General features: G+C 64.7%; 15 protein-coding genes and 2 tRNA genes. 11 read left to right on the forward strand and 6 right to left on the reverse strand.

Annotated features, from left to right (window positions below):
- Window positions 1-12: 12 nt before the first annotated feature.
- On the forward strand, window positions 13-1,341 hold the full coding sequence (locus ACFQXB_RS03535) for an MATE family efflux transporter (protein ID WP_377400705.1): 1,329 nt from the start codon (window positions 13-15) through the stop codon (window positions 1,339-1,341).
- On the opposite strand, the gene ACFQXB_RS03540 is transcribed toward ACFQXB_RS03535, so the two are convergent.
- Window positions 1,338-2,396 (reverse strand): quinone-dependent dihydroorotate dehydrogenase, encoded by a 1,059-nt coding sequence (locus ACFQXB_RS03540; RefSeq protein WP_377399240.1) that lies wholly within the window; start codon window positions 2,394-2,396, stop codon window positions 1,338-1,340. The two genes, ACFQXB_RS03535 and ACFQXB_RS03540, sit on opposite strands and share 4 nt — an antisense overlap.
- Window positions 2,393-2,731, reverse strand: a complete 339-nt coding sequence (locus ACFQXB_RS03545) for a DUF952 domain-containing protein (protein WP_377399243.1) — start codon at window positions 2,729-2,731, stop codon at window positions 2,393-2,395. Before ACFQXB_RS03545 ends, ACFQXB_RS03540 begins: the two co-directional genes overlap by 4 nt.
- A 157-nt stretch (window positions 2,732-2,888) precedes the next feature.
- Here ACFQXB_RS03545 and ACFQXB_RS03550 point away from each other — a divergent pair, with 157 nt between their 5' ends.
- Both ACFQXB_RS03550 and ACFQXB_RS03555 read left to right on the forward strand, forming a co-directional pair.
- On the forward strand, window positions 2,889-4,490 hold the full coding sequence (locus tag ACFQXB_RS03550; RefSeq protein ID WP_377399246.1) for a bifunctional metallophosphatase/5'-nucleotidase: 1,602 nt from the start codon (window positions 2,889-2,891) through the stop codon (window positions 4,488-4,490).
- 63 nt (window positions 4,491-4,553) lie between these two features.
- A tRNA-Gly gene (locus ACFQXB_RS03555) sits at window positions 4,554-4,627 on the forward strand.
- A gap of 159 nt (window positions 4,628-4,786) precedes the next feature.
- Here the strand turns inward: ACFQXB_RS03555 and ACFQXB_RS03560 are convergent.
- The gene (locus tag ACFQXB_RS03560; RefSeq protein WP_377399249.1) at window positions 4,787-6,331 is read right to left on the reverse strand and encodes an alanine/glycine:cation symporter family protein; all 1,545 of its coding nucleotides are present in this window, start codon (window positions 6,329-6,331) and stop codon (window positions 4,787-4,789) included.
- A gap of 220 nt (window positions 6,332-6,551) precedes the next feature.
- On the opposite strand from ACFQXB_RS03560, the gene ACFQXB_RS03565 reads away from it, so the two are divergent.
- Complete coding sequence (locus tag ACFQXB_RS03565) at window positions 6,552-8,345, forward strand: ABC transporter transmembrane domain-containing protein (protein ID WP_377399252.1); 1,794 nt, start codon at window positions 6,552-6,554, stop codon at window positions 8,343-8,345.
- 116 nt (window positions 8,346-8,461) lie between these two features.
- A complete protein-coding gene (locus ACFQXB_RS03570) occupies window positions 8,462-10,354 on the forward strand; it encodes an acyl-CoA synthetase (RefSeq protein WP_377399255.1) in 1,893 nt (630 codons plus the stop codon).
- Between the two features lie 698 nt (window positions 10,355-11,052).
- On the opposite strand, the gene ACFQXB_RS03575 is transcribed toward ACFQXB_RS03570, so the two are convergent.
- Together ACFQXB_RS03575 and ACFQXB_RS03580 are read right to left on the reverse strand one after the other, a co-directional pair.
- A tRNA-Gly gene (locus ACFQXB_RS03575) sits at window positions 11,053-11,127 on the reverse strand.
- An 85-nt stretch (window positions 11,128-11,212) separates the two neighbouring features.
- Entirely contained in the window at window positions 11,213-14,680 is a 3,468-nt protein-coding gene (locus ACFQXB_RS03580; RefSeq protein ID WP_377399258.1) for a pyruvate carboxylase, read from the reverse strand.
- 207 nt (window positions 14,681-14,887) lie between these two features.
- Between ACFQXB_RS03580 and ACFQXB_RS03585 the strand changes: the two genes are divergently transcribed.
- Window positions 14,888-17,245, forward strand: a complete 2,358-nt coding sequence (locus ACFQXB_RS03585; protein ID WP_377399261.1) for an ATP-dependent helicase — start codon at window positions 14,888-14,890, stop codon at window positions 17,243-17,245.
- A gap of 805 nt (window positions 17,246-18,050) precedes the next feature.
- On the opposite strand, the gene ACFQXB_RS03590 is transcribed toward ACFQXB_RS03585, so the two are convergent.
- Window positions 18,051-18,266, reverse strand: coding sequence for a DUF1127 domain-containing protein (locus ACFQXB_RS03590; RefSeq protein ID WP_377399264.1), 216 nt, complete (start codon window positions 18,264-18,266; stop codon window positions 18,051-18,053).
- 252 nt (window positions 18,267-18,518) lie between these two features.
- On the opposite strand from ACFQXB_RS03590, the gene ACFQXB_RS03595 reads away from it, so the two are divergent.
- The 5 genes from ACFQXB_RS03595 to ACFQXB_RS03615 all read left to right on the forward strand — a co-directional run bounded on the left by ACFQXB_RS03595 (window position 18,519) and on the right by ACFQXB_RS03615 (window position 23,964).
- On the forward strand, window positions 18,519-19,619 hold the full coding sequence (locus ACFQXB_RS03595) for an Mrp/NBP35 family ATP-binding protein (RefSeq protein WP_377399267.1): 1,101 nt from the start codon (window positions 18,519-18,521) through the stop codon (window positions 19,617-19,619).
- 726 nt (window positions 19,620-20,345) lie between these two features.
- On the forward strand, window positions 20,346-20,849 hold the full coding sequence (gene mraZ, locus ACFQXB_RS03600) for a division/cell wall cluster transcriptional repressor MraZ (RefSeq protein ID WP_377399270.1): 504 nt from the start codon (window positions 20,346-20,348) through the stop codon (window positions 20,847-20,849).
- A gap of 3 nt (window positions 20,850-20,852) precedes the next feature.
- Complete coding sequence (gene rsmH / locus ACFQXB_RS03605; protein ID WP_377399273.1) at window positions 20,853-21,839, forward strand: 16S rRNA (cytosine(1402)-N(4))-methyltransferase RsmH; 987 nt, start codon at window positions 20,853-20,855, stop codon at window positions 21,837-21,839.
- Window positions 21,839-22,183 carry a cell division protein FtsL gene (gene ftsL / locus ACFQXB_RS03610; protein ID WP_377399276.1) on the forward strand — a complete coding sequence of 115 codons (345 nt, stop codon included), beginning with the start codon at window positions 21,839-21,841 and terminating at the stop codon, window positions 22,181-22,183. The genes rsmH and ftsL overlap by 1 nt, the downstream gene beginning before the upstream one ends.
- Window positions 22,180-23,964: a peptidoglycan D,D-transpeptidase FtsI family protein gene (locus ACFQXB_RS03615; protein WP_377399279.1), complete on the forward strand. Its 1,785-nt coding sequence runs from the start codon at window positions 22,180-22,182 to the stop codon at window positions 23,962-23,964. Before ftsL ends, ACFQXB_RS03615 begins: the two co-directional genes overlap by 4 nt.
- The last annotated feature ends 2 nt before the right edge of the window (window positions 23,965-23,966 follow it).

The following is a 23,966-nucleotide window of genomic DNA, read 5'->3' on the forward strand; positions in this document are numbered from 1 at the left end:
GTTCGCTGCATGATTGCCACAGCGCCTTCCGAGGGGATCGGGCCGATCACCCATCGCCGCGTTCTCAGGATCGCGCTTCCTATCGTTCTTGCCAATATCACGGTGCCGATCCTTGGGGCGGTGGATACCGGCGTGGTGGGGCAGATGGGGGCTGCGGCGCCCATCGGTGCCGTTGGCGTCGGTGCGGTGATCCTTGCCTCGATCTACTGGGTTTTCGGTTTTCTGCGCATGGGCACCTCGGGCCTTGTCGCGCAGGCGGCCGGTGCCGGCGATCGCCCCGAAACTGCCGCGGTGCTGCTGCGTGCGCTTCTGATCGCGGCGGCGGCAGGGCTGATTTTCGTTCTGTTGCAAGGGCCGCTCATGGCCGGAGCCTTCCGCCTTGCCCCCGCCAGTGACGAGGTAGAGGCGCTGGCCCGCGCCTATCTTGGCATCCGGATCTGGGGGGCACCGGCCACCATCGCTCTTTATGCCGTGACCGGGTGGCTGATCGCGCTGGAACGGACGCGCGGCGTGCTGGTGTTGCAACTGTGGATGAACGGGCTGAACATCGTTCTGGATCTGTGGTTCGTGCTCGGGCTTGGCTGGGGGGTCGAGGGCGTCGCGATTGCCACGCTCATCGCCGAATGGACCGGGCTTGCCTTCGGGCTCTGGCTGTGCCGCGAGGCACTGGGGCTGCGCATATGGCGCGAACCGGCACGGCTTTTCGATCCGCTGCGGTTGCGGCGGATGATTGCGGTGAACACCGATATCATGATCCGGTCGGTGGTGCTGCAAGGCAGTTTTACCACCTTTGTCTTTCTGGGCGCCGGCTTTGGCGATGTGACCCTGGCCGCCAACCAGGTTCTGCTGCAGTTTCTCGAAATCATCGCCTATGCGCTGGACGGGTTTGCCTTCGCTGCCGAGGCGCTGGTCGGGCAGGCGGTGGGTGCGCGATCGGTGGCGGCGGTGCGGCGGGCGGCACGGATGACAAGCCTTTGGGGGGCGGTAGCGGCGGTTCTTCTTGCGGCGGGATTCCTGCTGGCGGGGCCTGCGGTGATCGACGTGATGGCCCGCGACCCCGAAGTGCAGGCCGCCGCGCGCAGCTATTTGCCCTGGATCGCCGCCGGCGCGTTGCTGAGCCTTGCCGCCTATATGTTCGACGGGATCTTCATCGGCGCGACCGCGACGCGCGAAATGCGCAACGCGACGCTGCTGTCGGTGGCGATCTATGTGGGGATGGTGCTGCTTCTGGTGCCGCACTGGGACAACCACGGTCTTTGGGCAGCGCTGTTGGTGCTGAACGTCATGCGCGGGCTGACACTCTGGGCGCTTTATCCGCGGATCGAGCGGCGCCTGGGCTAAAGCCAGGCGCCCCGGTCGCTGCCTACAGCCTCGGCCACGGTGGCGAATCCATCCCGGGCCAGTAGCGCGTCCAGCCCCGACAGGACTTCGGGCACCAGCGACAGCCCGCCATAGACCAGCGCGGTGTAAAGTTGCACCGCCGATGCGCCGGCCCGGATCTTGGCATAGGCCTGTTCTGCCGTCGCAACACCGCCGACCCCGACCAGCGGCAGTGCTCCGTCGGTCAGCTGCGAAAGGCGGGCAAGCACCCTCGTCGAGCGCTCGAAAAGCGGCGCCCCCGACAATCCTCCCGCCTCGGCCGCACGGGGGCTGTGCAGCCCCTCGCGTGACAAGGTGGTGTTGGTGGCCACGATCGCATCCACCCCGGCCGCCTGCGCGACCTCGGCAATCGCAGCAAGATCGTCATCCGAGAGGTCGGGCGCGATCTTGAGAAAGATCGGCAGCGGACGGACAAGGCCCGAACGCACGGTCATCACCCGGTCCAGCAGCGCCGTCAGCGCCGCCGGACCCTGAAGATCGCGCAGCCGTTCGGTGTTGGGAGAGGATACATTGACCGTGGCGAAATCGAGATGGGCGGCGCAGCGCTCCAGCACCTGTGCGAAATCGGCGGCTCGGTCGCTGCTGTCCTTGTTCGCGCCAAGGTTCAGCCCGATCACGCCGGCCTGCGGACGCCGGGCCAGCCTGCTGGTAATGACATCGGCACCTTCATTGTTGAAGCCGAAACGATTGATGACGGCGCTGTCTTCGGGCAGGCGAAACAGCCTTGGACGGGGGTTTCCCGGCTGCGGGCGCGGCGTGGCGGCACCAACCTCGACAAAGCCAAAGCCCGCGCGGACGAGCGGCCCAAGCGCCTGCGCGTTCTTGTCAAAACCCGCGGCAAGGCCCAGCGGATTATCAAGCGCAAGCCCGGCAAGGTTACAGCGCAAACGATCCGAAACAAAGGGTTGCGGCAGCGGGGCCAGACCAAGGCGCAATGCGCGCAGCGCCGCGGCATGGGCGGCCTCGGGGTCAAGGCAGCGCAGAGCGGCAAGCCCGGCCTTTTCGAACAGACTCACCACATGCCCTCCGGGAAGATATGGCCGGTTGCGCCCAGCGGCAGCGATTTGTCCCACAGCACGTCGTCAAGCCGAAGGGGGCGGTAAAGGTGCGGGAAAAGCTGCCCGCCGCGCGAGGGTTCCCACCTGAGCGCGGGGCCGAGATCGTCCGCCCGCAGCGCCAGCAGCACCAGATCGCTTTCCTGTCCGAAGTGCCTGGCCGCGGTTTCGGCCACCTGCGCGGCGGTGGAGAAGTGGATGAAGCCGTCCGCGATATCGACGGGCGCGCCCGGCGTTTCGCCCGCGGCGCGGAAAGCATCCCATTCGGAGCGGCGGAAAATCTTGTAGATCAGCATTCCTGCCTCATGCCTGCTTGACGAAGCGCGGTCAATGGTCGTGCGCTGCACGCTTCGCGGGCGCATCGAACGCCGGCGCTACCCAAAGTCGTATCACCCTTTGACAGGCCGCGCGGCACAGGCCAGTCTGGCCCCATCAACAACGCGGAGATTTCAGATGGTTGCCCGGTTTCTGGCATCTGCCGCCGTTCTTGCCCTCACGGCAGGTGCGGCGCAGGCCGAGTTCACGCTCCACATCCTGCATGTCAACGACTTCCACAGCCGGATCGAGCCCATCAACGCCTTCGATTCGACCTGCAGCGCCGAAGAGGATGCGGCAGGCGATTGCTTTGGGGGTGTTGCCCGGCTTTACACCAAGATCAATGCCTTGCGCGACAGTCTGGTTCAGGATGGTCAGAACGTTCTTGTTCTGGATGCCGGTGACCAGTTCCAGGGCTCGCTGTTCTACACGACCTACAAGGGCGCGGCCGAGGCCGAGTTCATGGAGGCGATCGGCTTTGACGCCATGGCGGTTGGCAATCACGAATTCGATGACGGCCCGCAGGGCCTTGCCGATTTCCTCGATCTGGTGAGCTTCCCGGTAATCTCGAGCAACCTTGACCTCAGCCGCTCCAACCTTCTGAACGGGCGGATCGAGAAGAGCCTGGTGCTTGAGGTGGGCGGCGAACGGATCGGGATCGTTTCGGCGCTTGCGACCGATACGGTCGATACGGCCGCGCCAGGCCCGGACGTGCTGTTTCAGGATGAGGTCGAGGCTCTCGCGGCCGAGGTCGACGCCCTTCAGGCCGAGGGGATCAACAAGGTCATCGCACTGACCCATGTGGGCTTTGTCCGTGATCAGGAGATTGCCGCAGAGGTTCCGGGCATTGATGCCGTCATCGGTGGGCATTCGCATACGCTCCTGTCCTCCAGCGCCCGTGACCGGCACGGCGCCTATCCCACCTGGGTCAGCCAGGAAGACGGCACCGCCGTTCCGGTAGTGCAATCCTATGGCTATGGCAAATATCTTGGCCATCTCGTGCTCGAATTCGATGCAGAGGGCAGGCTGATCCATGCACATGGCGATTCGCTGCTGATCGATGCCTCGGTCGAACCTGACGCCGCGATCGCCGCACGTGTGGCGGAACTTGGCGAGCCGATCGCCGACCTGAAGGCGCAGGTCGTTGCGCAGCTTGATGGCCCGCTGGACGGGGACCGCGACAGTTGCCGGCAGGTCGAATGCAGCATGGGCAATGCGATTGCCGATGCGATGCTGGCGCGGGTGGCGGATCAGGGCGTCAGCATCGCCATCCAGAACGGCGGCGGGATTCGCGCCAGCATCCAGGCGGGCGAGGTGACCATGGGCGACGTTTACACCGTCCTGCCGTTCCAGAACACGCTTGCCACCTTCCAGACCACGGGCGCGGTCATCATCGACGCGCTTGAGAACGGTGCAAGCCAGCTGGAAAGCGGGGCGGGACGTTTCGCGCAGGTCGCGGGGCTCACCTATACCGTGGATCCGGCGGCCGCGCCCGGTCAGCGGATCAGCGAGGTCATGGTGCGCGACGGACAGGACTGGGTGCCGATCGACCCCGAGGCGACCTATGGCGTCGTGACAAACGATTACGTGCGGCAGGGGGGCGATGGCTTCCGGATGTTCGCCGCCCATGCCGAAAACGTCTATGACTATGGCCCCGATCTGGCGGATGTCCTTGCCGAGCATCTGGCCGCCGCCGATGGATATGAGCCCTATACCGACGGTCGCATCACCCGGAAGTAACGCAAAAGGGCAGGCGGGGTCTTGCACAGGCCCCGCCGCCCGCCTATACCAAGCGTCAGGCGCGCGGGTATGGTGTAATGGTAGCGCCTCAGCCTTCCAAGCTGATGGTGCGGGTTCGATTCCCGCTACCCGCTCCAGTTTTTACCTGATCTGTCGAAACAGGCCCTACCGTTGCGGGGGCCTGCTATAGTATGCCACCGGCACCGTCCGGGGTTGCGTGCTGCCGTGACGCTGTCCGCCGTGTTGCCCGGACCAGCGGCCCGGGCAACATGTCGGGGGCAGGGCGCCCGCCGTGTTCAGCGGTGGCGGCGGATTTCGCCTGCTTTCAGCCGCTCGATGTACTGGGTCACCTCGGCCTTCACCACCGGCATCAGGGCGTAGAGCCCGATGATGTTGACCACCGCCATCGCAAAGATCGCCGCGTCCGAAAAATCGATCACCGGATCAAGGCTTGCCGCCGCGCCGATGATCACGAACAGGCAGAACAGCAGCTTGAATATCAGTTCCTGACGCGGGGATTCGCCGAACAGATAAGTCCAGGCCTTGAGCCCGTAGTAGGACCAGGAAATCATGGTGGAAAAGGCGAAAAGAACCACCGCGACCACCAGCACATAGGGAAACCACCAGATCGCGGCGCCAAAAGCGGCCGACGTCAGGCTGACTCCGGTCTGGTCGCCGACGGTGGCGACACGTCCGCCCTCGACGATATAGAGGCCGGTCTCGGGATCCTGCAGAAGCTGGCCGGTGATGATGATGACCAGCGCCGTCATGGTGCAGATCACCACCGTGTCGATGAAGGGTTCCAGCAGTGCGACAAAGCCTTCCGTGACCGGTTCTTTGGTGCGGACCGCCGAATGGGCGATCGCGGCAGAGCCCACGCCGGCCTCGTTCGAGAAGGCAGCGCGGCGGAAGTCCTGAATCAATGCGCCGACCATGCCTCCGGCCACACCCAGCCCGGTAAAGGCGCCGGCCAGGATCTGCCCCAGCGCCCAGATGATCTGGTCGTTGTAGATGATCAGGATGACCACCGCGGCACCGACGTAAAGGATGCCCATGAACGGCACGACCCGTGATGTGACGCGGGCTATCGATTGCAGCCCGCCGATGATGACCGCAAAGACAAGGCCTGCAAAGACCACGCCCGTCACCCAGCCGGGATAGGCGCCAACCACCCCGGCGATCTGCTGATGGGCCTGATTTGCCTGAAACATGTTGCCGGCGCCAAGCGCACCCAGCACACAGAACACCGCAAAAAGCACAGCGAGAATGCGCCCGCCGGGCAGACCGCGTTCCGCAAAACCCTTGGTGAGGTAATACATCGGCCCGCCCGAGACTGTCCCGTCGGCATATTCGTTGCGATATTTGACGCCCAGGGTGCATTCGGTGAACTTGGTGGCCATGCCCAGAAGGCCCGCCACGATCATCCAGAAAGTCGCGCCCGGCCCGCCGATGCTGACCGCAACGGCGACGCCCGCGATGTTGCCCAGCCCGACGGTTCCCGACAGCGCGGTGGCAAGCGCCTGAAAGTGGCTCACCTCGCCCGGATCGCGCGGATCGGCATAGCGTCCGCGCACGATGGCCACCGCATGACCGGCCATGCGCAACTGGATGAAGCCGAAGTAAAATGTCAGCACCGCCGCGGCCACCACCAACCACATCACGATCCAGGGAAACTCGGTCCCCGGCAGGTTCGAGAAGATGATCGACACGAACCAGCCGGTGGTCTGTGCGAAAAAGCTGTTGATGGTTTCGTCAATCCCCTGCGCCATCGCGGCGGCCGGGGCCGTTGCCGCCACAAGCGCAAGTGCCGCAATCCTTCTTGGATTATCACGTTTCAACATGGGTTACCTCACCTGTTTCGATGGCGCGGGTCAATGGCACGGTTGTTTTCCGGTGAAAACCCGGTTCTTGCGTCAACTGGCCCGTCGTTCTGCAACATGGCGCAGCAAAGCGGCAGATCAACCGGAGGCAGAAACGCAGCCGCGTCCACGCGTCGCCCCTCGGACGCTTGCCCCAGAAGGGGGTGTCGCTTAAACCGGAACGGCAAAAAAGGGACAGGTCATGGCGAAAAACGGTGCAACGGCTCTGGAAGAGCGGCAATCCTCGCGGCGGATCGGGGCGTTGCGCGGGCTTGTGCCCTTCGTCCTGCCGTATCGCCGGCTGGTTGCCGGGGCTGTCGCGGCGCTTATCCTGACGGCGATGGTGTCGCTGGCGCTGCCGCTTGCAGTGCGCCGCGTGGTGGATACGTTCAATGCCGATGAAGCGGCGCTTCTGAACCAGTATTTTGCCGGCGCGATGGGGATTGCGGCGCTGCTCGCGCTCGGAACCGGGTTGCGCTATTATCTGGTGACGCGGCTGGGCGAGCGGGTCGTGGCAGATATCCGGCGCGCGCTGTTCGACCGCATGATCGGCATGAGCCCTTCGTTCTTCGAGCGGATCATGACGGGCGAGGTGTTGTCGCGCCTGACCACTGATACCACCCTGATCCTGTCGGTGATCGGCTCCAGCGTCTCGATCGCGCTGCGCAACCTGCTTCTGCTGTTCGGCGGGCTGGCGCTGATGCTGCTGACCAGCGCCAAGCTGACCGGGCTGGTCCTGCTGATCGTGCCGGTGGTGATCGTGCCGATCATCACGCTGGGCCGAAAGCTGCGTGGCCTCAGCCGCGAAAACCAGGACTGGATCGCGCAAAGCTCGGGCAATGCCTCCGAGGCGCTGGGCGCGGCACAGACGGTTCAGGCCTTCACCCACGAACTGATCAGCCGCAGCACCTTCGGCAGCGTGACGGAACGCTCCTTCGAGGCGGCCCGCAAACGGATCGGCACCCGCGCCGTCATGACGGTGATCGTGATCTTTCTGGTTTTCTCGGGTATCGTTGGCGTGCTCTGGATCGGCGCGAATGACGTGCGCGCGGGAAACATGACGCCGGGCGAGCTGATCCAGTTCGTGATCTACGCGGTGATGGTGGCGGGATCCGTCGGCGCCCTGTCCGAAATCTGGGGCGAGTTGCAACGTGCCGCCGGCGCGACCGAGCGGCTGGTCGAGCTTCTGGAGGCGACCGATGCCGTGCAGGATCCGATCGCACCTGTCGCGCTGCCCCGCCCGGTTGCGGGGCGGATCGGCTTTGACAATGTGACCTTTCACTATCCGGCCCGTCCCGAGATGGCGGCGCTGAACGGCGTTTCGCTTGTCGTCGAACCGGGCGAAACCGTGGCACTGGTGGGCCCGTCGGGGGCCGGCAAGACAACCATCATCCAGCTTCTGCAGCGTTTCTATGATCCGACCAGCGGAACAGTCACGATCGACGGCGTGGACCTGCGGGCAATGGAGCGGTCGGATTTCCGCCGTGCGATCGCCATGGTGCCGCAGGATGCCGTGATCTTCGCCACCACGGCGCGCGAGAACATCCGCTTTGGTCGCCCGGAGGCCAGTGACGCGGAAGTCGAAGCCGCCGCCCGTGCCGCCGCCGCCCATCCCTTCCTTGTCGCGTTGCCCGAAGGCTATGACACTCAACTGGGCGAACGCGGGATCATGCTGTCGGGCGGCCAGCGCCAACGTATTGCGATCGCCCGCGCGATCCTGCGCGACGCGCCGATCCTTCTGCTGGACGAAGCGACCTCGGCACTGGACGCCGAATCCGAGCGGGCGGTGCAGACGGCGGTCGAACAGCTTGCACACGGCCGCACCACATTGATCGTCGCGCATCGCCTGGCCACGGTGAAGAAGGCCGACCGGATCCTTGTGTTCGATCAGGGCCGGATCGTCGCCAGCGGCACCCACGACGAACTGGTTGCTGCCGGCGGGCTTTATGCCCGGCTGGCCCGGCTGCAGTTCACCGATGGCAGTCAGGCGGCCTGAGGCGCAGGTTCCGGTCAAAGCTTCGCAGCGTCACGCTTGCGCCATCCGGTGCAAGCCCGCATCCTTTCCGCACTGCCGCGCCGGGGCCAAAGGCGCGCTGACGGGAGGAGAAACGAATGGCACCCTATGTTACCGTTGCGGACCGCGATGCGATCGAGGCCGAGATGCCCTGGGAAGATCGCGGCCTGCCCGTGACGCTTTATCAGCTTCTGGATCGCACGCGGCAGGCGCATGGGGATCGGCCCGCGGTGTCATTCCAGCTGCTGTCAGGGCCGAAGGACAAGGCCGAAACCGTCACCTGGGCCGAGTTTCAGAAAAGGGTAACGCAGGCCGCCAACCTGTTCCGCAGCCTTGGCGTGGGCGAGGGCGATGTGGTGGCCTTCATCCTGCCGAACTCCATGGAGACGGCGGTAACGCTTGTGGCGGGTGCGACTGCCGGGATCGTCAACCCGATCAATCCGCTGCTGGAACATGAACAGATCGCGGCCATCCTGCGGGAAACCCGCGCCAAGGTGGTGGTCACGCTCAAGGCCTTCCCGAAAACCGACGTGGCGCAGAAGGTTGCGCAGGCGGTGGCCGAGGCCCCCAATGTGACGGCAGTGGTCGAGGTGGATCTCAACCGGTATCTCACGCCACCCAGAAGCTGGATCGTTCCGCTGCTGCGCCCGAAGAACCCCGTCACCCACAAGGCGCGCGTGCTTGATTTCACCCGCAGCTGTGCCGCGCAGCCGGGTGACCGGCTGACCTTCCGCGAAACCGACAAGGATCGCGTCTGCGCCTATTTTCATACCGGGGGCACGACAGGCATGCCAAAGGTGGCGCAGCACAAGGCCTCGGGCATGATCTATAACGGCTGGCTTGGACACCGGCTCCTGTTCACCGAGCAGGACACGGTGATCTGTCCGCTGCCGCTGTTTCACGTCTTTGCGGCCTATCCGATCATGATGTCGATGATCGCCTCGGGCGCGCATGTCGTGCTGCCGACGCCGGCGGGATACCGGGGCGAGGGCGTGTTCGACAATTTCTGGAAGCTGGTCGAGCGCTGGAAGGTATCTTTCATCATCACCGTGCCCACTGCTATCGCCGCGCTGATGCAGCGCCCGGTCGATGCGGATGTATCTTCGCTGCGCTATGCCTTCTCGGGCTCGGCGCCGCTTCCGGTCGAACTTTACAATCGCTTCGAGAAGGCCACGGGCCTGACCATCGTCGAGGGCTATGGCCTGACCGAAGCGACCTGTCTTGTTTCGGTCAACCCGCCCGAAGGGGTGAAGAAGATCGGGTCGGTCGGAATTCCCTTCCCCTACACCCATGTGCGGATCCTTGACACCAATGGCGACGGCAGCGTGCGCCGGGAATGCGGCGTGGACGAGGTGGGCGAGATCTGCATTGCCAATCCGGGCGTGTTCGAGGGATCGACCTATACCGAGATCGACAAGAACCGCGGGCTTTTTGCCGAGGGGCGGTATCTGCGCACCGGCGATCTGGGGCGGCTGGATGCGGATGGCTATCTCTACATCACCGGGCGCGCCAAGGATCTGATCATTCGCGGTGGGCACAACATAGATCCTGCCGTGATCGAGGAAGGGCTGTTGAGCCATCCGGCGGTGGCCTTTGCCGGGGCGATCGGCCAACCCGACGCCTTCGCCGGCGAACTGCCCTGCGTCTATGTGGAACTTGTCGCAGGGGCCGAGGTCAGCGAGGCCGAGCTGCTGGAACATGTATCCCATCATATCAGCGAACGTGCGGCGATCCCCAAGCATATCGAGGTTCTGGCCGAACTGCCCAAGACAGCGGTTGGCAAGGTGTTCAAGCCCGATCTGCGCAAGCGTGCAATCGCCCGGGTGTATAACGCAGCATTATCCGAGGCGGGCCATGCTGCCGAGGTGGTGGACGTCTTTGAAGACAAGAAGCGCGGACTGGTCGCGCGCCTGCGTCGCACCGGCCCGGTTGACGAGGCAGCACTGAGCAAGACCCTGGGCGAGTTCACCCGGCCCTGGGAATGGGCGTGAGATCCGGGGCACTTGCCCGGCCATGCCCTGAACCCGCCGGCAGCGCAGATCGCTGATGGTCTGCCGGGCCGGTGGCTTCGTGCCGGTAAGGCATGTGGCGTGGCATACTGGCCTGCGGGCTCTGCATCCGCATGGGCCTGGCGCACCTGCGTCGGCCTGATGCACATATCCGCCTGAAGGGTGATCCTGCCCTCGGGCCGAAAGCGGCCTTCACCGGACAGCCGCAGAGACGGCATGTCCGCGGGCGCCGTGGAAAGCGCCCCGCCGGTTCTTGGAGGACGACAAGAAGGGTCGCGCTTGAAGGGCGGGCCGGGCGGGCGTTACCGATGGTCATGGCGCCGATCACGCCGGCACCGTTGCCGCTGTTCCGGCCGCTCGTGATCGGTGGTCGCGGCGCGCCGTCGTCTGTGTCGGGCGGTCTGACGATGCGGGAGGTGTGGCGGGCGAAGCCGACCCGCATCCGGGCCAGCCCGACGCCCCCGGACCGCGAAGACGGGAAAGAGACGTGTTGCGACCAGGCGATGTGAGCCAGCGGCATGCAGCGGCTTTGCCGTGAACCATCAGGCAGGGCAGCGCCGCCGTCGTGATCCGCCGGCCTCAGCCGGTCGCCGAAGCACTCTTGTCAAGATGTTCAAGACGGTTTTCCGGGCCCAGTGCGGCGCTGTCGCTTCCGACAGACTGCACTGATATCCGGTATCTGGAGCGGGCGATGAGATTCGAACTCACGACCCTAACCTTGGCAAGGTTATGCTCTACCCCTGAGCTACGCCCGCATCCTTGGGTGAGCGGTGATTTACAAACTCGGCCCGGGCGCTGCAAGGGGTAAAGCACGCCCGGGCGGATTTTTTTGCGCCCGGATCAGGTCTCGAACTCGACCAGCAGATCTTTCGCGTCGATCTGGGCACCGGCCGTCACGTGAACCGCCTTGACGATTCCGTCGCGGTCGGCGTGGATGCCGGTTTCCATCTTCATGGCCTCGATCGTCAGCAACAGATCGCCCGGCTTGACCTTCTGCCCGGCACTGATCCCGACCGAGGCGATGGATCCGGGCATCGGCGCGCCGATATGCGCCGGGTTGCCCTCGGCGGCCTTGGGGCGCGCGGCGGTCTTGGCCTTGACCTGCCGGTTCGGCACCCGCACGACGCGCGGCTGGCCGTTGAGTTCGAAGAACACCCGCACTTCGCCGTCATCGCCGGTTTCCCCCACGGTCTGCAGGCGAATCTCGAGCGTCTTGCCCGGGTCGATCTCGGCGGTGATTTCTTCGCCTGGTTCCATGCCATAGAAGAAGGTGCGGGTGGGTAGTGCGCGCACCGGACCATAGGTCGCATGACGGGCCCGGTAATCCATGAACACCTTGGGATACATCAGATAGCCGTTCAGATCCTCGTCATCGATCTCGGCTTCTGCGCTGTCTTCTGAATCAGCCGCCAGCTCGGCCGAGATCCGGGCGCGCGTGGCCTCCAGATCCACGGCCGGCAGGTGGGCGCCCGGGCGGTCGGTGAGGGGTTGTTCGCCCTTCAGCACTTTCTTCAGGATGGGTTCCGGCCATCCACCATGCGGCTGCCCCAGGTTCCCGCGCAGCATGTCTATCACGCTGTCGGGGAAGGACACATCGGTGTCCGGATCTTCGACCTGCGCCCGGGTCAGCCCCTGCGCCACCATCATCAGCGCCATGTCGCCCACGACCTTGGAACTGGGCGTGACCTTGACGATGTCGCCGAACATCTGATTCACATCGGCATAGGCCTGCGCCACTTCGTGCCAGCGTTCCTCGAGCCCGAGGCTGCGTGCCTGTGCCTTGAGGTTGGTGAACTGCCCGCCCGGCATTTCGTGCAGATAAACTTCGGACGCGGGGGCCTGAAGGCCGGATTCAAAGGCCGTGTAATGCCCACGCACCGCCTCCCAGTAGTTCGAGATCGCGCGGATCGCGGCAATATCAAGCCCGGTATCGCGGTCGGTGCCCTTCAGGGCCTCGACAATCGAACCAAGGGTGGGCTGGGAGGTGTTGCCCGACAAGGCGTCCATCGCGCAATCGACGGCATCCACACCTGCTTCGGCCGCGGCAAGGATCGTGGCCCCGCCAAGGCCCGAGGTGTCATGGGTATGGAAGTGGATCGGCAGGCCAACTTCTTCCTTCAGGGCGCGGATCAACACGCGGGCGCCGGCGGGCTTCAACAGGCCCGCCATGTCCTTGAGCCCCAGCACATGGGCACCGCCCTCGCGCAGTGCCTTGCCCAGGGTGACATAATACTGCAGGTCGTATTTTGAACGCGCCGGGTCCAGCAGGTCGCCGGTATAGCAGATCGTGCCTTCGCAGACCTTGCCGGACTCGAGCACCGCATCCATGGCGACGCGCATGTTTTCAACCCAGTTGAGACTGTCGAAGACCCGGAACACATCGACGCCCGTCCTTGCGGCCTGGGCCACGAACGACTGCACCACATTGTCAGGATAATTCGTATAGCCGACGCCGTTCGAGGCCCGCAGCAGCATCTGCGTCATCAGGTTCGGCATCGCGGCGCGAATGTCGCGCAGGCGCTGCCAGGGACATTCCTGAAGGAACCGGTAGGCGACATCGAAGGTCGCGCCACCCCAGCACTCGACGCTGAACAGCTGCGGCAGGTTGGCCGCATAGGCCGGTGCGACGCGGATCATGTCGATCGAGCGCATCCGGGTGGCCAGCAGCGACTGATGCCCGTCCCGCATGGTCGTATCGGTGATGAGCAGGTGCTTCTGCGCCGCCATCCAGTCGGCGACGGCTTGCGGGCCCTTCTGTTCCAGCAGAGTGCGGGTGCCGGGGGCGGGGTGTTCCGTCAGAGCAGCCGGCGGCCTTGGCTGCTTGATGTCGGCGGCAGGCCGTGGGCGGCCGGCGGTTTCCGGGTGACCGTTGACGGTGATGTCGGCGATATAGGTCAGGATGCGGGTCGCGCGGTCGCGGCGCTTCTTGAAGGTGAAAAGCTCGGGCGTGGTGTCAATGAACTTGGTCGTGCATTCGTTCGCAAGAAAGGTCGGATGCTTGAGAAGGTTCTCGACGAAGGCGATGTTCGTGGAGACGCCGCGGATGCGGAACTCACGCAGCGCCCGGTCCATCCGTGCGATGGCCATTTCCGGCGTGGGCGCCCAGGCGGTGACCTTGACCAGAAGCGAGTCATAATATCGTGTGATGACTCCTCCGGAATAGGCGGTGCCCCCATCCAGCCGGATCCCCATGCCGGTGGCCGAGCGGTAGGCGGTGATGCGGCCATAATCGGGAATGAAGTTGTTCTGGGGATCTTCGGTGGTGACCCGGCATTGCAGCGCATGGCCCGAGAGGGTGATGTCGGACTGGCTGGCGGCGCCGGTCGCCTCGGCAAGGGTGGCTCCTTCGGCGATCAGGATCTGGGCGCGCACGATGTCGATACCGGTCACTTCCTCGGTGACCGTGTGTTCCACCTGGATGCGCGGATTGACCTCGATGAAGTAGAATTTCTCCTCATCCATATCCATGAGGAATTCGACGGTTCCTGCGTTCTGATAGCCGACCTGGCGTGCGATCTTCAGGCCCAGTTCGCAGATCTCGGCGCGCTGCGCGTCGGTCAGATAGGGGGCGGGGGCGCGTTCCACCACCTTCTGGTTCCGGCGCTGCACGGTGCAGTCACGTTCGTAAAGGTGATAGATCTGCCCATGCGTATCGCCGAGGATCTGCACCTCGACATGGCGCGCGCGCTGGATCATCTTTTCCAGATAGCCCTCGCCATTGCCAAAGGCGGCCTCGGCCTCGCGCCGGCCCTCGCGGACCTTGTCGGCAAGTTCGTCCGGGCCGAGGATCGGCCGCATTCCGCGCCCACCCCCGCCCCAGCTGGCTTTCAGCATCAGCGGATAGCCGATCGCCTCGGCCTGAACACGGATCGCGTCGAAATCATCGCCAAGCACCTCCGTCGCCGGAATAACCGGCACCCCCGCCTCGATTGCGACACGGCGCGCGCTGGCCTTGTCGCCAAGGGCGCGCATCGTCTCGGCGCGGGGTCCGATGAAGGTGATCCCGGCCGCGTCGCAGGCCTCGACGAATTCCGGGTTTTCCGACAGAAGGCCGTAGCCGGGGTGAATGGCATCCGCGCCCGACATCTTCGCGACACGGATGATTTCCGGGATGCTCAGATAAGCGCCGACCGGCGACAGCCCCTGACCGATCAGATAGGCTTCGTCCGCCTTGAAGCGATGCAATCCCAGCTTGTCTTCTTCGGCATAGACGGCGACGGTGCGCTTGCCCATCTCGTTTGCGGCACGCATCACGCGGATCGCAATCTCGCCGCGGTTGGCGATCAGGATCTTGCGGAAAGTCTTCATTCGGGCTGTTCCTCGCTCAGGCTGCCGGTCCGGCAATCCCGACACGTTGCATCAGAGCCCCGCCGTTTTGCAACTGCGGAATAGGATGATGCTGCAGCCGCATCAGGATGGCCGCCGAAGCCGGCCGGCGGGGATGGTCGATCAAAGCCCGCGAACAGAATAAGAACAAACCTTTCCCTTGGCGCGGGCATTGGCTAGACTGTCACCATGAGCGATTTTGACGAATTCGACGCCTTCGAGGCCGGTGCCCGCCAGTCCCTGTCCGCACGTGCGATGGCGGCCCGGCCAAGTCCCTATCTTGACGAGCTTAACCCGGCGCAGCGCGCCGCGGTCGAAGCGCTGGACGGCCCGGTTCTGATGCTCGCAGGGGCAGGCACCGGCAAGACCAAGGCGCTGACCGCGCGAATCGTGCATCTGCTGAATACGGGCCGTGCCCGCCCGAACGAGATCCTGGCCGTGACCTTCACCAACAAGGCCGCGCGCGAGATGAAGGACCGGGTGGGCCGCATGCTTGGCCACGGCGCGGAGGGCATGGCATGGATTGGCACGTTCCATTCGATCAGCGTCAAGCTGCTGCGCCGCCACGCCGAACTGGCGGGCCTGAAAAGCAATTTCACGATCCTTGACACCGACGATCAGATCCGGCTGCTGAAACAGCTGATTTCTGCCGAGAACATCGACGAAAAGCGCTGGCCGGCGCGTCAGCTGGCGGGGATCATCGATCACTGGAAGAACCGCGCCTGGACGCCGCGCAACGTTCCCGCGGCCGAGGCGGCAGCTTTCAATAACCGCGGCCTTGACCTTTACGATGCGTATCAGGACCGTCTGCGCACGCTCAATGCCGTGGATTTCGGTGATCTTCTGCTGCATGTCGTCACGATCTTTCAGGCCCATCCCGATGTTCTGGAACAGTATCAACGCTGGTTCCGCTATATTCTGGTGGACGAATACCAGGATACCAATGTCGCGCAGTACATGTGGCTGCGCCTGCTGGCCCAAGGCCATCGCAACATCTGTTGCGTGGGCGATGACGATCAGTCAATCTATGGCTGGCGTGGCGCCGAGGTGGGCAATATCCTGCGATTCGAAAAGGATTTTCCTGGCGCGCAGGTGATCCGGCTTGAACAGAATTACCGCTCGACGCCACATATTCTTGGCGCGGCCTCTGGCGTCATCGCAGCGAATCAGGGGCGTCTGGGCAAGACGCTCTGGACCGATGCCCAGGAGGGCGAGAAGGTCCGGCTGATCGGCCATTGGGACGGCGAGGAAGAGGCGCGCTGGATCGGCGAGGAAATCGAGGCGATGCAGCGCGGCACCCGCGGCAACGACCCGATCAGCCCCGATCACATGGCGATTCTGGTCCGAGCCAGCCACCAGATGCGGGCCTTCGAGGACCGGTTTCTGACCATCGGCCTGCCATATCGCGTGATCGGTGGCCCGAGGTTCTACGAACGGCTCGAGATTCGCGATGCGATGGCGTATTTCCGCATCGTGGTCAGCCCCGACGACGATCTCGCCTTCGAGCGGATCGTGAACACCCCCAAACGCGGATTGGGCGACAAGGCGCAGCAGATCATCCAGCGCGCGGCACGGGACGCGGGGGTCACGCTTCTGGAAGGGGCGCGGCGGGTGGTGTCTGACGCCCAGATCGGCGGCAAGGGGCTTGCGGAACTGCGCCGTCTCGTCACTGCGGTTGATCAATGGCACGCACGCGCCCTGGCGCCCGGGCAAAGCCATATCGAACTGGCGGAACAGATTCTGGACGAATCCGGCTATACGGCGATGTGGCAGAACGACAAGACGCCGGAAGCCCCGGGCCGGCTGGAGAACCTGAAAGAGCTTGTGAAGGCGCTGGAGCAGTTCGAGAACCTTCAGGGCTTCCTGGAACATGTCGCGCTGATCATGGACAATGAAACCGAGGATGCGGCGGAAAAGGTCAGCATCATGACCCTTCATGCCGCAAAGGGCCTCGAGTTTCAGGCGGTATTCCTCCCAGGCTGGGAGGATGGGCTGTTCCCAAGTCAGCGATCAATGGATGAAAGCGGGATCAAGGGGCTCGAGGAAGAGCGCCGGCTGGCCTATGTCGGCATCACCCGGGCCGAGCGGATCTGCACGATTTCCTTTGCCGCGAACCGGCGGGTCTATGGGCAATGGCAATCGGCGCTACCCTCGCGTTTCATCGACGAACTGCCGGAAGAGCATGTGGATGTGCTGACGCCCCCGGGCCTTTATGGCGGGGGCTATGGCGCGGCGGCGCCTTCCACGGTCGAGCAACGCGCGGCTTCGGCCAATGTCTACAACTCTCCGGGGTGGAAGCGGCTTCAGGAACGCTCTGCCACTCGGCCGATGGCGCAGCCGCGCGAAAGCCGCAATGTGGTGATCGACCTTGATGCGGTTTCCAGCTTCAGCATCGGCGACCGGGTTTTTCACCAGAAATTCGGCTATGGCACCGTGCAGGGGATCGAGGGCGACAAGCTTGACGTGGCCTTTGACAAGGCGGGCCCGAAAAAGCTTGTTGCGCGGTTCGTGGTCGCGGCGGAACAGGCCGACGACGTCCCGTTCTGACAAGAACGCCACTGCTGCACATGAAGGAAGCCCGGCTCGTGCCGGGCTTTTTGCATTCTGGAACGAGAAACGGCGGCAACCCGGGAGGAGGGCGCCGCCGTTCCGACAACGAGGGCCCCAGGGAGGAGGAGGGGGCCTTCGAACTGATCGGGGCCATCATTCGGCCCGAATTCCAGGTGCGGTGACCTCCAGGGAGGAGGAGGGAGGCCACCGCCTGATTTGCGTGACCCCAGGGAGGAGGAGGGGGCCGTCGCAACCGTTTTGGGCCATTCGGCCCGAATTCCAGGTGCGGTGACCTCCAGGGAGGAGGAGGGAGGCCACCGCCTGATTTGCGTGGCCCCAGGGAGGAGGAGGGGGCCGTCGAACTGATCGGGGCCATCATGCGGCCCGAATTCCAGGTGCGGTGACCTCCAGGGAGGAGGAGGGAGGCCACCGCCTGATTTGCGTGGCCCCAGGGAGGAGGAGGGGGCCGTCGCAACCGTTTTGGGCCATGCGGCCCGAATTCCAGGTGCGGTGACCTCCAGGGAGGAGGAGGGAGGCCACCGCCTGATTTGCGTGACCCCAGGGAGGAGGAGGGGGTCGTCGCAACCGTTTTGGGCCATTCGGCCCGAATTCCAGGTGCGGTGACCTCCAGGGAGGAGGAGGGAGGCCACCGCCTGATTTGCGTGGCCCCAGGGAGGAGGAGGGGGCCGTCGCAACCGTTTTGGGCCATTCGGCCCGAATAAAAGACGGCGACACAGGGAGGAGCTCGCATCGCCGTTTAAGTAGAAAACCCTGGGAGGAGTTAGGGTTCTCTGTAGGAAACCTACTTCTGCATCGCCGCTTCGAGGGCGATCCGCGTGACCATCGAGCGGTTGATGCCCAGATCATTCAGTTCGCGGGTTGACAGCGCGTTAAGTTCGCGCAGAGTTTGCCGATAGACCCGGCGACGCTCGATCGCATCCCGTACCGCGGCAACGAGAGTTGCTGCGCGGTCAAGAATGCTGGCGTGGCCAGCCTGAGTATTATGTGCATAGGCCATGTTTGGCTCCGTCGTCTGTATCGTTGCGCTGTGACTGTGTCCTGCGCTGTTAGGGCAAACATAACGCAATGCTGCGCGTGCACAATGCGGCAAAGCGTCAATGCTGCCATGCGGCAAATGCATAACCGACGCTGACCTATTTTCATCACTTGCCCAGGCCATTGCCCGAAGCTTGGGCGAACTTCGGATGAGCCCTTGTCCTTTGCCCGATAAGCAACAAGCTATGGTCCGAGTCTAGGCAAGGAGAATACGATGACCCCCACGCGCGACATGGTTCTGCAGGCGCTGGAGCAACTGGAACTGCCCGGCGGGGGCACGCTTGGATCCCGTGACCTCGTGCGTGCGCTGTCGCTCGAGGATGGCGCGATTCGCTTCGTGATCGAGGCATCTTCGCCTGATGAAGCGCGTGCGCTGTCTTCGGTGCGGGCCGCGGCGGAGCAGATCCTGCGGGGGCTTCCGGGGGTGCGGTCGGTCTCGGCGGTGCTTACGGCCCATGCCCCGGGTGGTGCTCAGGCCCGGCCTGCGCAAGCCGCGCCGGCGGGCGAACCACCGGCACTCAAGATCGGGCGGCACCCTACGGGGCAGGCGGGGCCGCAGCCGGTCGCAGGCGTGAAGCGCATCCTGGCCATTGCCTCGGGCAAGGGCGGCGTGGGCAAATCGACCGTTTCAAGCAATCTCGCGGTGGCGCTTGCCCGGCAAGGGCGGCGCGTCGGGCTTCTGGATGCCGATATCTATGGACCTTCGCAGCCGCGGATGATGGGGGTGAACAAGCGTCCCGCCTCGCCCGATGGCAAGACGATCATCCCCTTGCAGGCGCATGGCGTGACCATGATGTCGATCGGCTTGATGCTGAAGGAGGACGAGGCCGTGATCTGGCGCGGACCGATGCTGATGGGGGCGCTGCAGCAGATGCTCGGGCAGGTGGCCTGGGGGGAACTGGACGTTCTTGTTGTTGATCTGCCGCCGGGAACCGGCGATGTGCAGTTGACGCTGTGCCAGCGCACCAGTCTGAGCGGCGCGATCGTCGTCTCGACGCCGCAGGATGTGGCGCTTCTGGATGCGCGGAAGGCGCTGAAGATGTTCGAGACGCTCAAGACGCCGGTTCTGGGGCTGATCGAGAACATGTCCACCTATATCTGCCCCAACTGCGGGCACGAGGCGCATATCTTCGGGCATGGCGGTGTCGAGGAAGAGGCGCGCAAGCTTGGGCTTCCGTTTCTTGGAGCCATCCCGCTCAGCCTTGATGTCCGCCTTGCAGGCGATGCGGGCACGCCGGTGGCGGCGGGTGATGGGCCGATCGCCGACGCCTATGGCGCCTTGGCGGCGCGGCTTGTGCAGGGTGGCATGGCCTGAGCGGCGGCGGCACACAGTCCGACCGTCCCCCGCGGACAGGATCCGGGAATTCATGGGAACGACAGGGGCCGCCGGTGGGCGGCCCTCGGCATCTTGCGAGATGGCTCTGGCGCGGTTCCGGCATCCGAATCACAAAATCGTTTTCAGCCCGTGATTCTGGGCCGCCTGGGCGGGGATGGCGGCATCCGAGCACGGGAAGAGCAGCCAGACTGTAGCCGATCTGCATCAGTCCGTCGCCAAGGGACCATCATTCGGTGGGATTTTACGGTATTTTTCTCAACGTGGCGCAAGAGACACATCTGGTGTTCGCGGCTGCGGCGACCACAATGTGTGGCCCTAAGATCCCCTTCTGTTCCAGAAGTTGATCTTCTTCTACAGACTCATGGGCCGCGCTTTCCCGAAAATAACCGTTGCCTCCCATGAAATCCCATGGCATCTCGATGTCAGACGGTGAACGGGTCTCAAGGGGCGGAAAAAAGAACCCCAAGGCGACCAGAGCAGGTTTCATACAGGCACCCGCTTCATCATCACAACGAGAAGATCCGGCGCGCGCGAGCAGCATCCCCCCAAGGTGGCAAGCGTAGCTGGGCAACCCCGACAAACGGGACGAGGGCGGCGGATCGGGCAGTGGCAGCAGCCCGGTCCGCCGTTTCGTTTCAGGGGCGCGAGATCGAAAACCGGGATCAACCCGGATCAGAAACGGGACAGTCGAGAGGGCCGCAGGCCGTGGCGCAAACGTTCAGAGGCGAGTTCAACCAGAAGGTTGACACGAAGGGCCGGGTTTCGATCCCCGCGCCCTTTCGGCGCGTTCTGGAGGCTGGCGATCCCGACTGGGCCGAAGGCCAGCGCCCGCGCTTCGTGATCGTCTATGGCGATGAGCGGCGCAAGTTTCTTGAATGCTATACCATTTCCGCCATGCGCGAGGTCGAGGCGCAGATTGCCCGGCTTCCGCGCGGCACGCCGCGCCGTCGTCTGCTGGAGCGCGTGATGATCACCCTGTCGCACACCTGCGAGGTGGATGAGGACGGGCGGATCGTTCTGCCACAGAAGCTGCGCGACAAGATCGCCCTCTCGGCCGAGGCCGTCTTTGCCGGCGCCTTGGACACCTTCCAGATCTGGCAACCCGCGGCCTATGAGGCCGATCTCGTGCAGGAGGCGCAGGCAGAGCTTGAAGCCCTGCCCGAGGGCGCGGACATCCTGTCGCTGCTGGGCGACCTGCCGGGGGCCTGACCCATGGCCGGGCCCGCCCATCCCCCCCATGTTCCGGTTCTGCTGCGCCCGCTTCTTGACGCGGTGGCACCCGTCCACGGCCTCTGGCTGGACGGAACCTTCGGGGCCGGCGGCTATGCCCGCGGCCTGCTTGCCGCGGGGGCAGACCGGGTCATCGGCATTGACCGCGATCCCCTGGCGCTCCGGATGGCAGCCGACTGGGCCGATGAGTTCGGCCCCCGCCTGACCCTGGTTCAGGGCCGGTTCAGCGAGCTGGACCAGCATGCCGATGCGCCGCTTGATGGCGTCGTGCTGGATCTCGGCGTATCCTCGATGCAGCTTGATCAGGCCGAGCGGGGCTTTTCCTTCGCCAAGGACGGCCCGCTGGACATGCGGATGAGCCAGGACGGCCCAAGCGCGGCCGATCTGGTCAATTCCGCTGCGGAAGGCGAGCTTGCCGACATTCTTTATCATTTCGGCGAGGAACGTGCCTCGCGCCGGATCGCGCGGGCCATTGTGGCTGCACGGGCGGAAAAGCCGCTCGAGACGACGCTGGAACTGGCGCGGATCGTCGAAAAATGTCTTCCCCGCCCCAAGCCGGGCCAGAGCCATCCGGCGACCCGCAGCTTTCAGGCCATTCGCATCGCGGTGAATGCCGAATTCGATGAACTCGTCGCAGGGCTCGAGGCGGCCGAACGGGCACTGAAACCCGGCGGGCGGCTTGCCGTCGTGACGTTTCATTCGCTTGAGGACCGGATCGTCAAGCGGTTCCTGCAGCAGCGGTCGGGGCAGGGGGGCAATGCCAACCGCTATGCCCCCGAGCAGGCCGCCGATGCGCCGCGCTTCCGCCTTCTGACGCGACGCGCCGTCGGTCCGGATGACGAGGAGCTTGCCGAGAACCCGCGCGCACGTTCGGCGCTCTTGCGGGTGGGCGAGCGGACCACGGCCCCGGCGGGGCGCGCGGACCGCCGCGCCCTGGGTTTGCCGCGGCTAGTGACGGGAGGTGCTTGATGCGTTCGGTGCTTTACGTCCTGACGGCGCTAGGAGTGATGGGGCTGGCCTATTGGGCCTATCATGAAAACTATCGCACCCAGCAGGCCCTGCGCGAGATCAGCGCGCTCAACCGCCAGATCCGCGCCCTGAACGAGGCGCTGAGCGTGCAGCGCGCCGAATGGGCCTATCTGAACCGGCCCGAGCGGCTGCGCGAGCTTGCCGATCTCAACTTTGATCGCCTGGGTCTGCTGCCTCTGACGCCCGAGCAATTCGGCACCGTCGAGGGCGTGGCCTTTCCCCTTCCGCCCGACATCGTGATCGAGCCTGACGAGATGTCCAACGAGTTGGAGAGCGAGATATGATCCGCACGCCCCTGCGCCCGCTGGCCCGCATTCTTCTTGCCCGTCAACGCGGCGAGAATCCCGATGCGATCGAACGCGAGAACCTCCGCCTGCGGCACGAGGCGCTGCGCGACAAGGCCCGCCTCCGGGCGGAAAGCCGGCTTTTGCTGCTCGGCGTCTGTTTCTTCTTTGCCTTTGCCGTGATCGGCGGCCGGATGGGGCTGATGGCGGCGTCCGAACCGCAAGAACCGCGCGCGGCGTCGTCCGGGGCCGATATCGTGGCGCAGCGCGCCGATATCGTTGACCGGAACGGCCGGATCCTGGCCACCAATCTCATCACCCATTCGCTTTATGCCCAGCCGCATCAGATGGTGGATCCGGCCCGCGCGGCGATGCGCCTGGCCGAACTGTTTCCCGACCTGAACCGCGACACCCTGCTGCGCCAGTTCACCGATCCCGAACGTCGCTTCGTCTGGGTCAAGCGGCGCCTTTCGCCCGAACAGATGCAAGCGGTGCACGATATCGGCGATCCGGGGCTGCTGTTCGGCCCGCGGGAAATGCGGCTTTATCCGAACGGCCGGCTGGCCGCGCATATCCTTGGCGGGGCGGGCTTTGGCCGCGAGGGTGTGCATTCGGCCGAAGTGATCGGCGTTGCGGGAATCGAGCGGCAATTCGATGACTACCTGCGCGATCCCAACAATGCCGCCAACCCGCTGGAGCTTTCGATCGATCTGACGGTGCAGGCCGCCGCGCGCGAGGTGCTGGACGGCGGCATGCGGTTGATGAATGCCAAGGGCGCAACCTCGATCCTGATGGATGTGCGCACGGGCGAGGTGGTGTCGATGGTGTCGTTGCCCGATTTTGACCCCAACACGCGGCCGCAGCCCCTTGTCGAGGGCGATCCCTCGGACAGCCCGCTGTTCAACCGCGCAGTGCAGGGGGTTTATGAACTCGGCTCCACCTTCAAGGTGTTTGCCACGGCGCAGGCGATTGACGAGGGCCTGATCAGCGCCTCTACCCGCATCGATACGCGCGGCCCGATGACCTGGGGGCGCTTCCGTATCCGCGATTTTCGCAACTATGGCCCCGAATTGAGCGTCACTGACGTGATGGTCAAAAGCTCCAACATCGGCACGGCGCGTATCGCGATGATGCTGGGTGGCAAGCGCCAGCAGGAGTTTCTGCGCCGGCTTGGTTTTCTTGACCCCCTGGGCGTCGAACTCAGCGAGGCGCCCGGCGCCCGGCCGCTTCTGCCCCGCCAGTGGTCCGACATATCGACCATGACGATTTCCTATGGCCACGGGCTGTCCGCAAGCCCGCTGCACCTTGCCGCCGGCTATGCCGCAATGGTCAATGGCGGCACGCTGGTCCGCCCGACGCTGCTGCGCCAGGATCAGCCGCAACAGGGCGAACGGGTGATCTCCGAACAGACATCGGCCATCATGCGCGACATGCTGCGCCAGGTGGTGACACGCGGCACGGCGAGCTTTGGCGACGTGCCCGGCTATGCCGTGGGTGGCAAGACCGGTTCGGCCGATAAGCCCCGTCCCGAAGGCGGGTATTACAAGGATCGGGTGATGGCGACCTTCGCGGCCTTCTTTCCGGCGCATGATCCCCGCTATGTGCTGATCCTGACGCTGGATGAGGGCGTCGAAACCTCGGGGCCCGAGCCGCGGCGGACGGCGGGCTGGACGGCTGTGCCCGTGGCGGCCGAGATGATCCGCCGCACGGCACCGCTTCTGGGCTTGCGGCCGACCATTGAACCCGTCGCACCTGATGGGATAACACTCGTCCGCAACTGAAA

The sequence above is a fragment of the Halodurantibacterium daqingense genome, assembly GCF_042666235.1.
Lineage (GTDB): Bacteria > Pseudomonadota > Alphaproteobacteria > Rhodobacterales > Rhodobacteraceae > Halodurantibacterium > Halodurantibacterium daqingensis.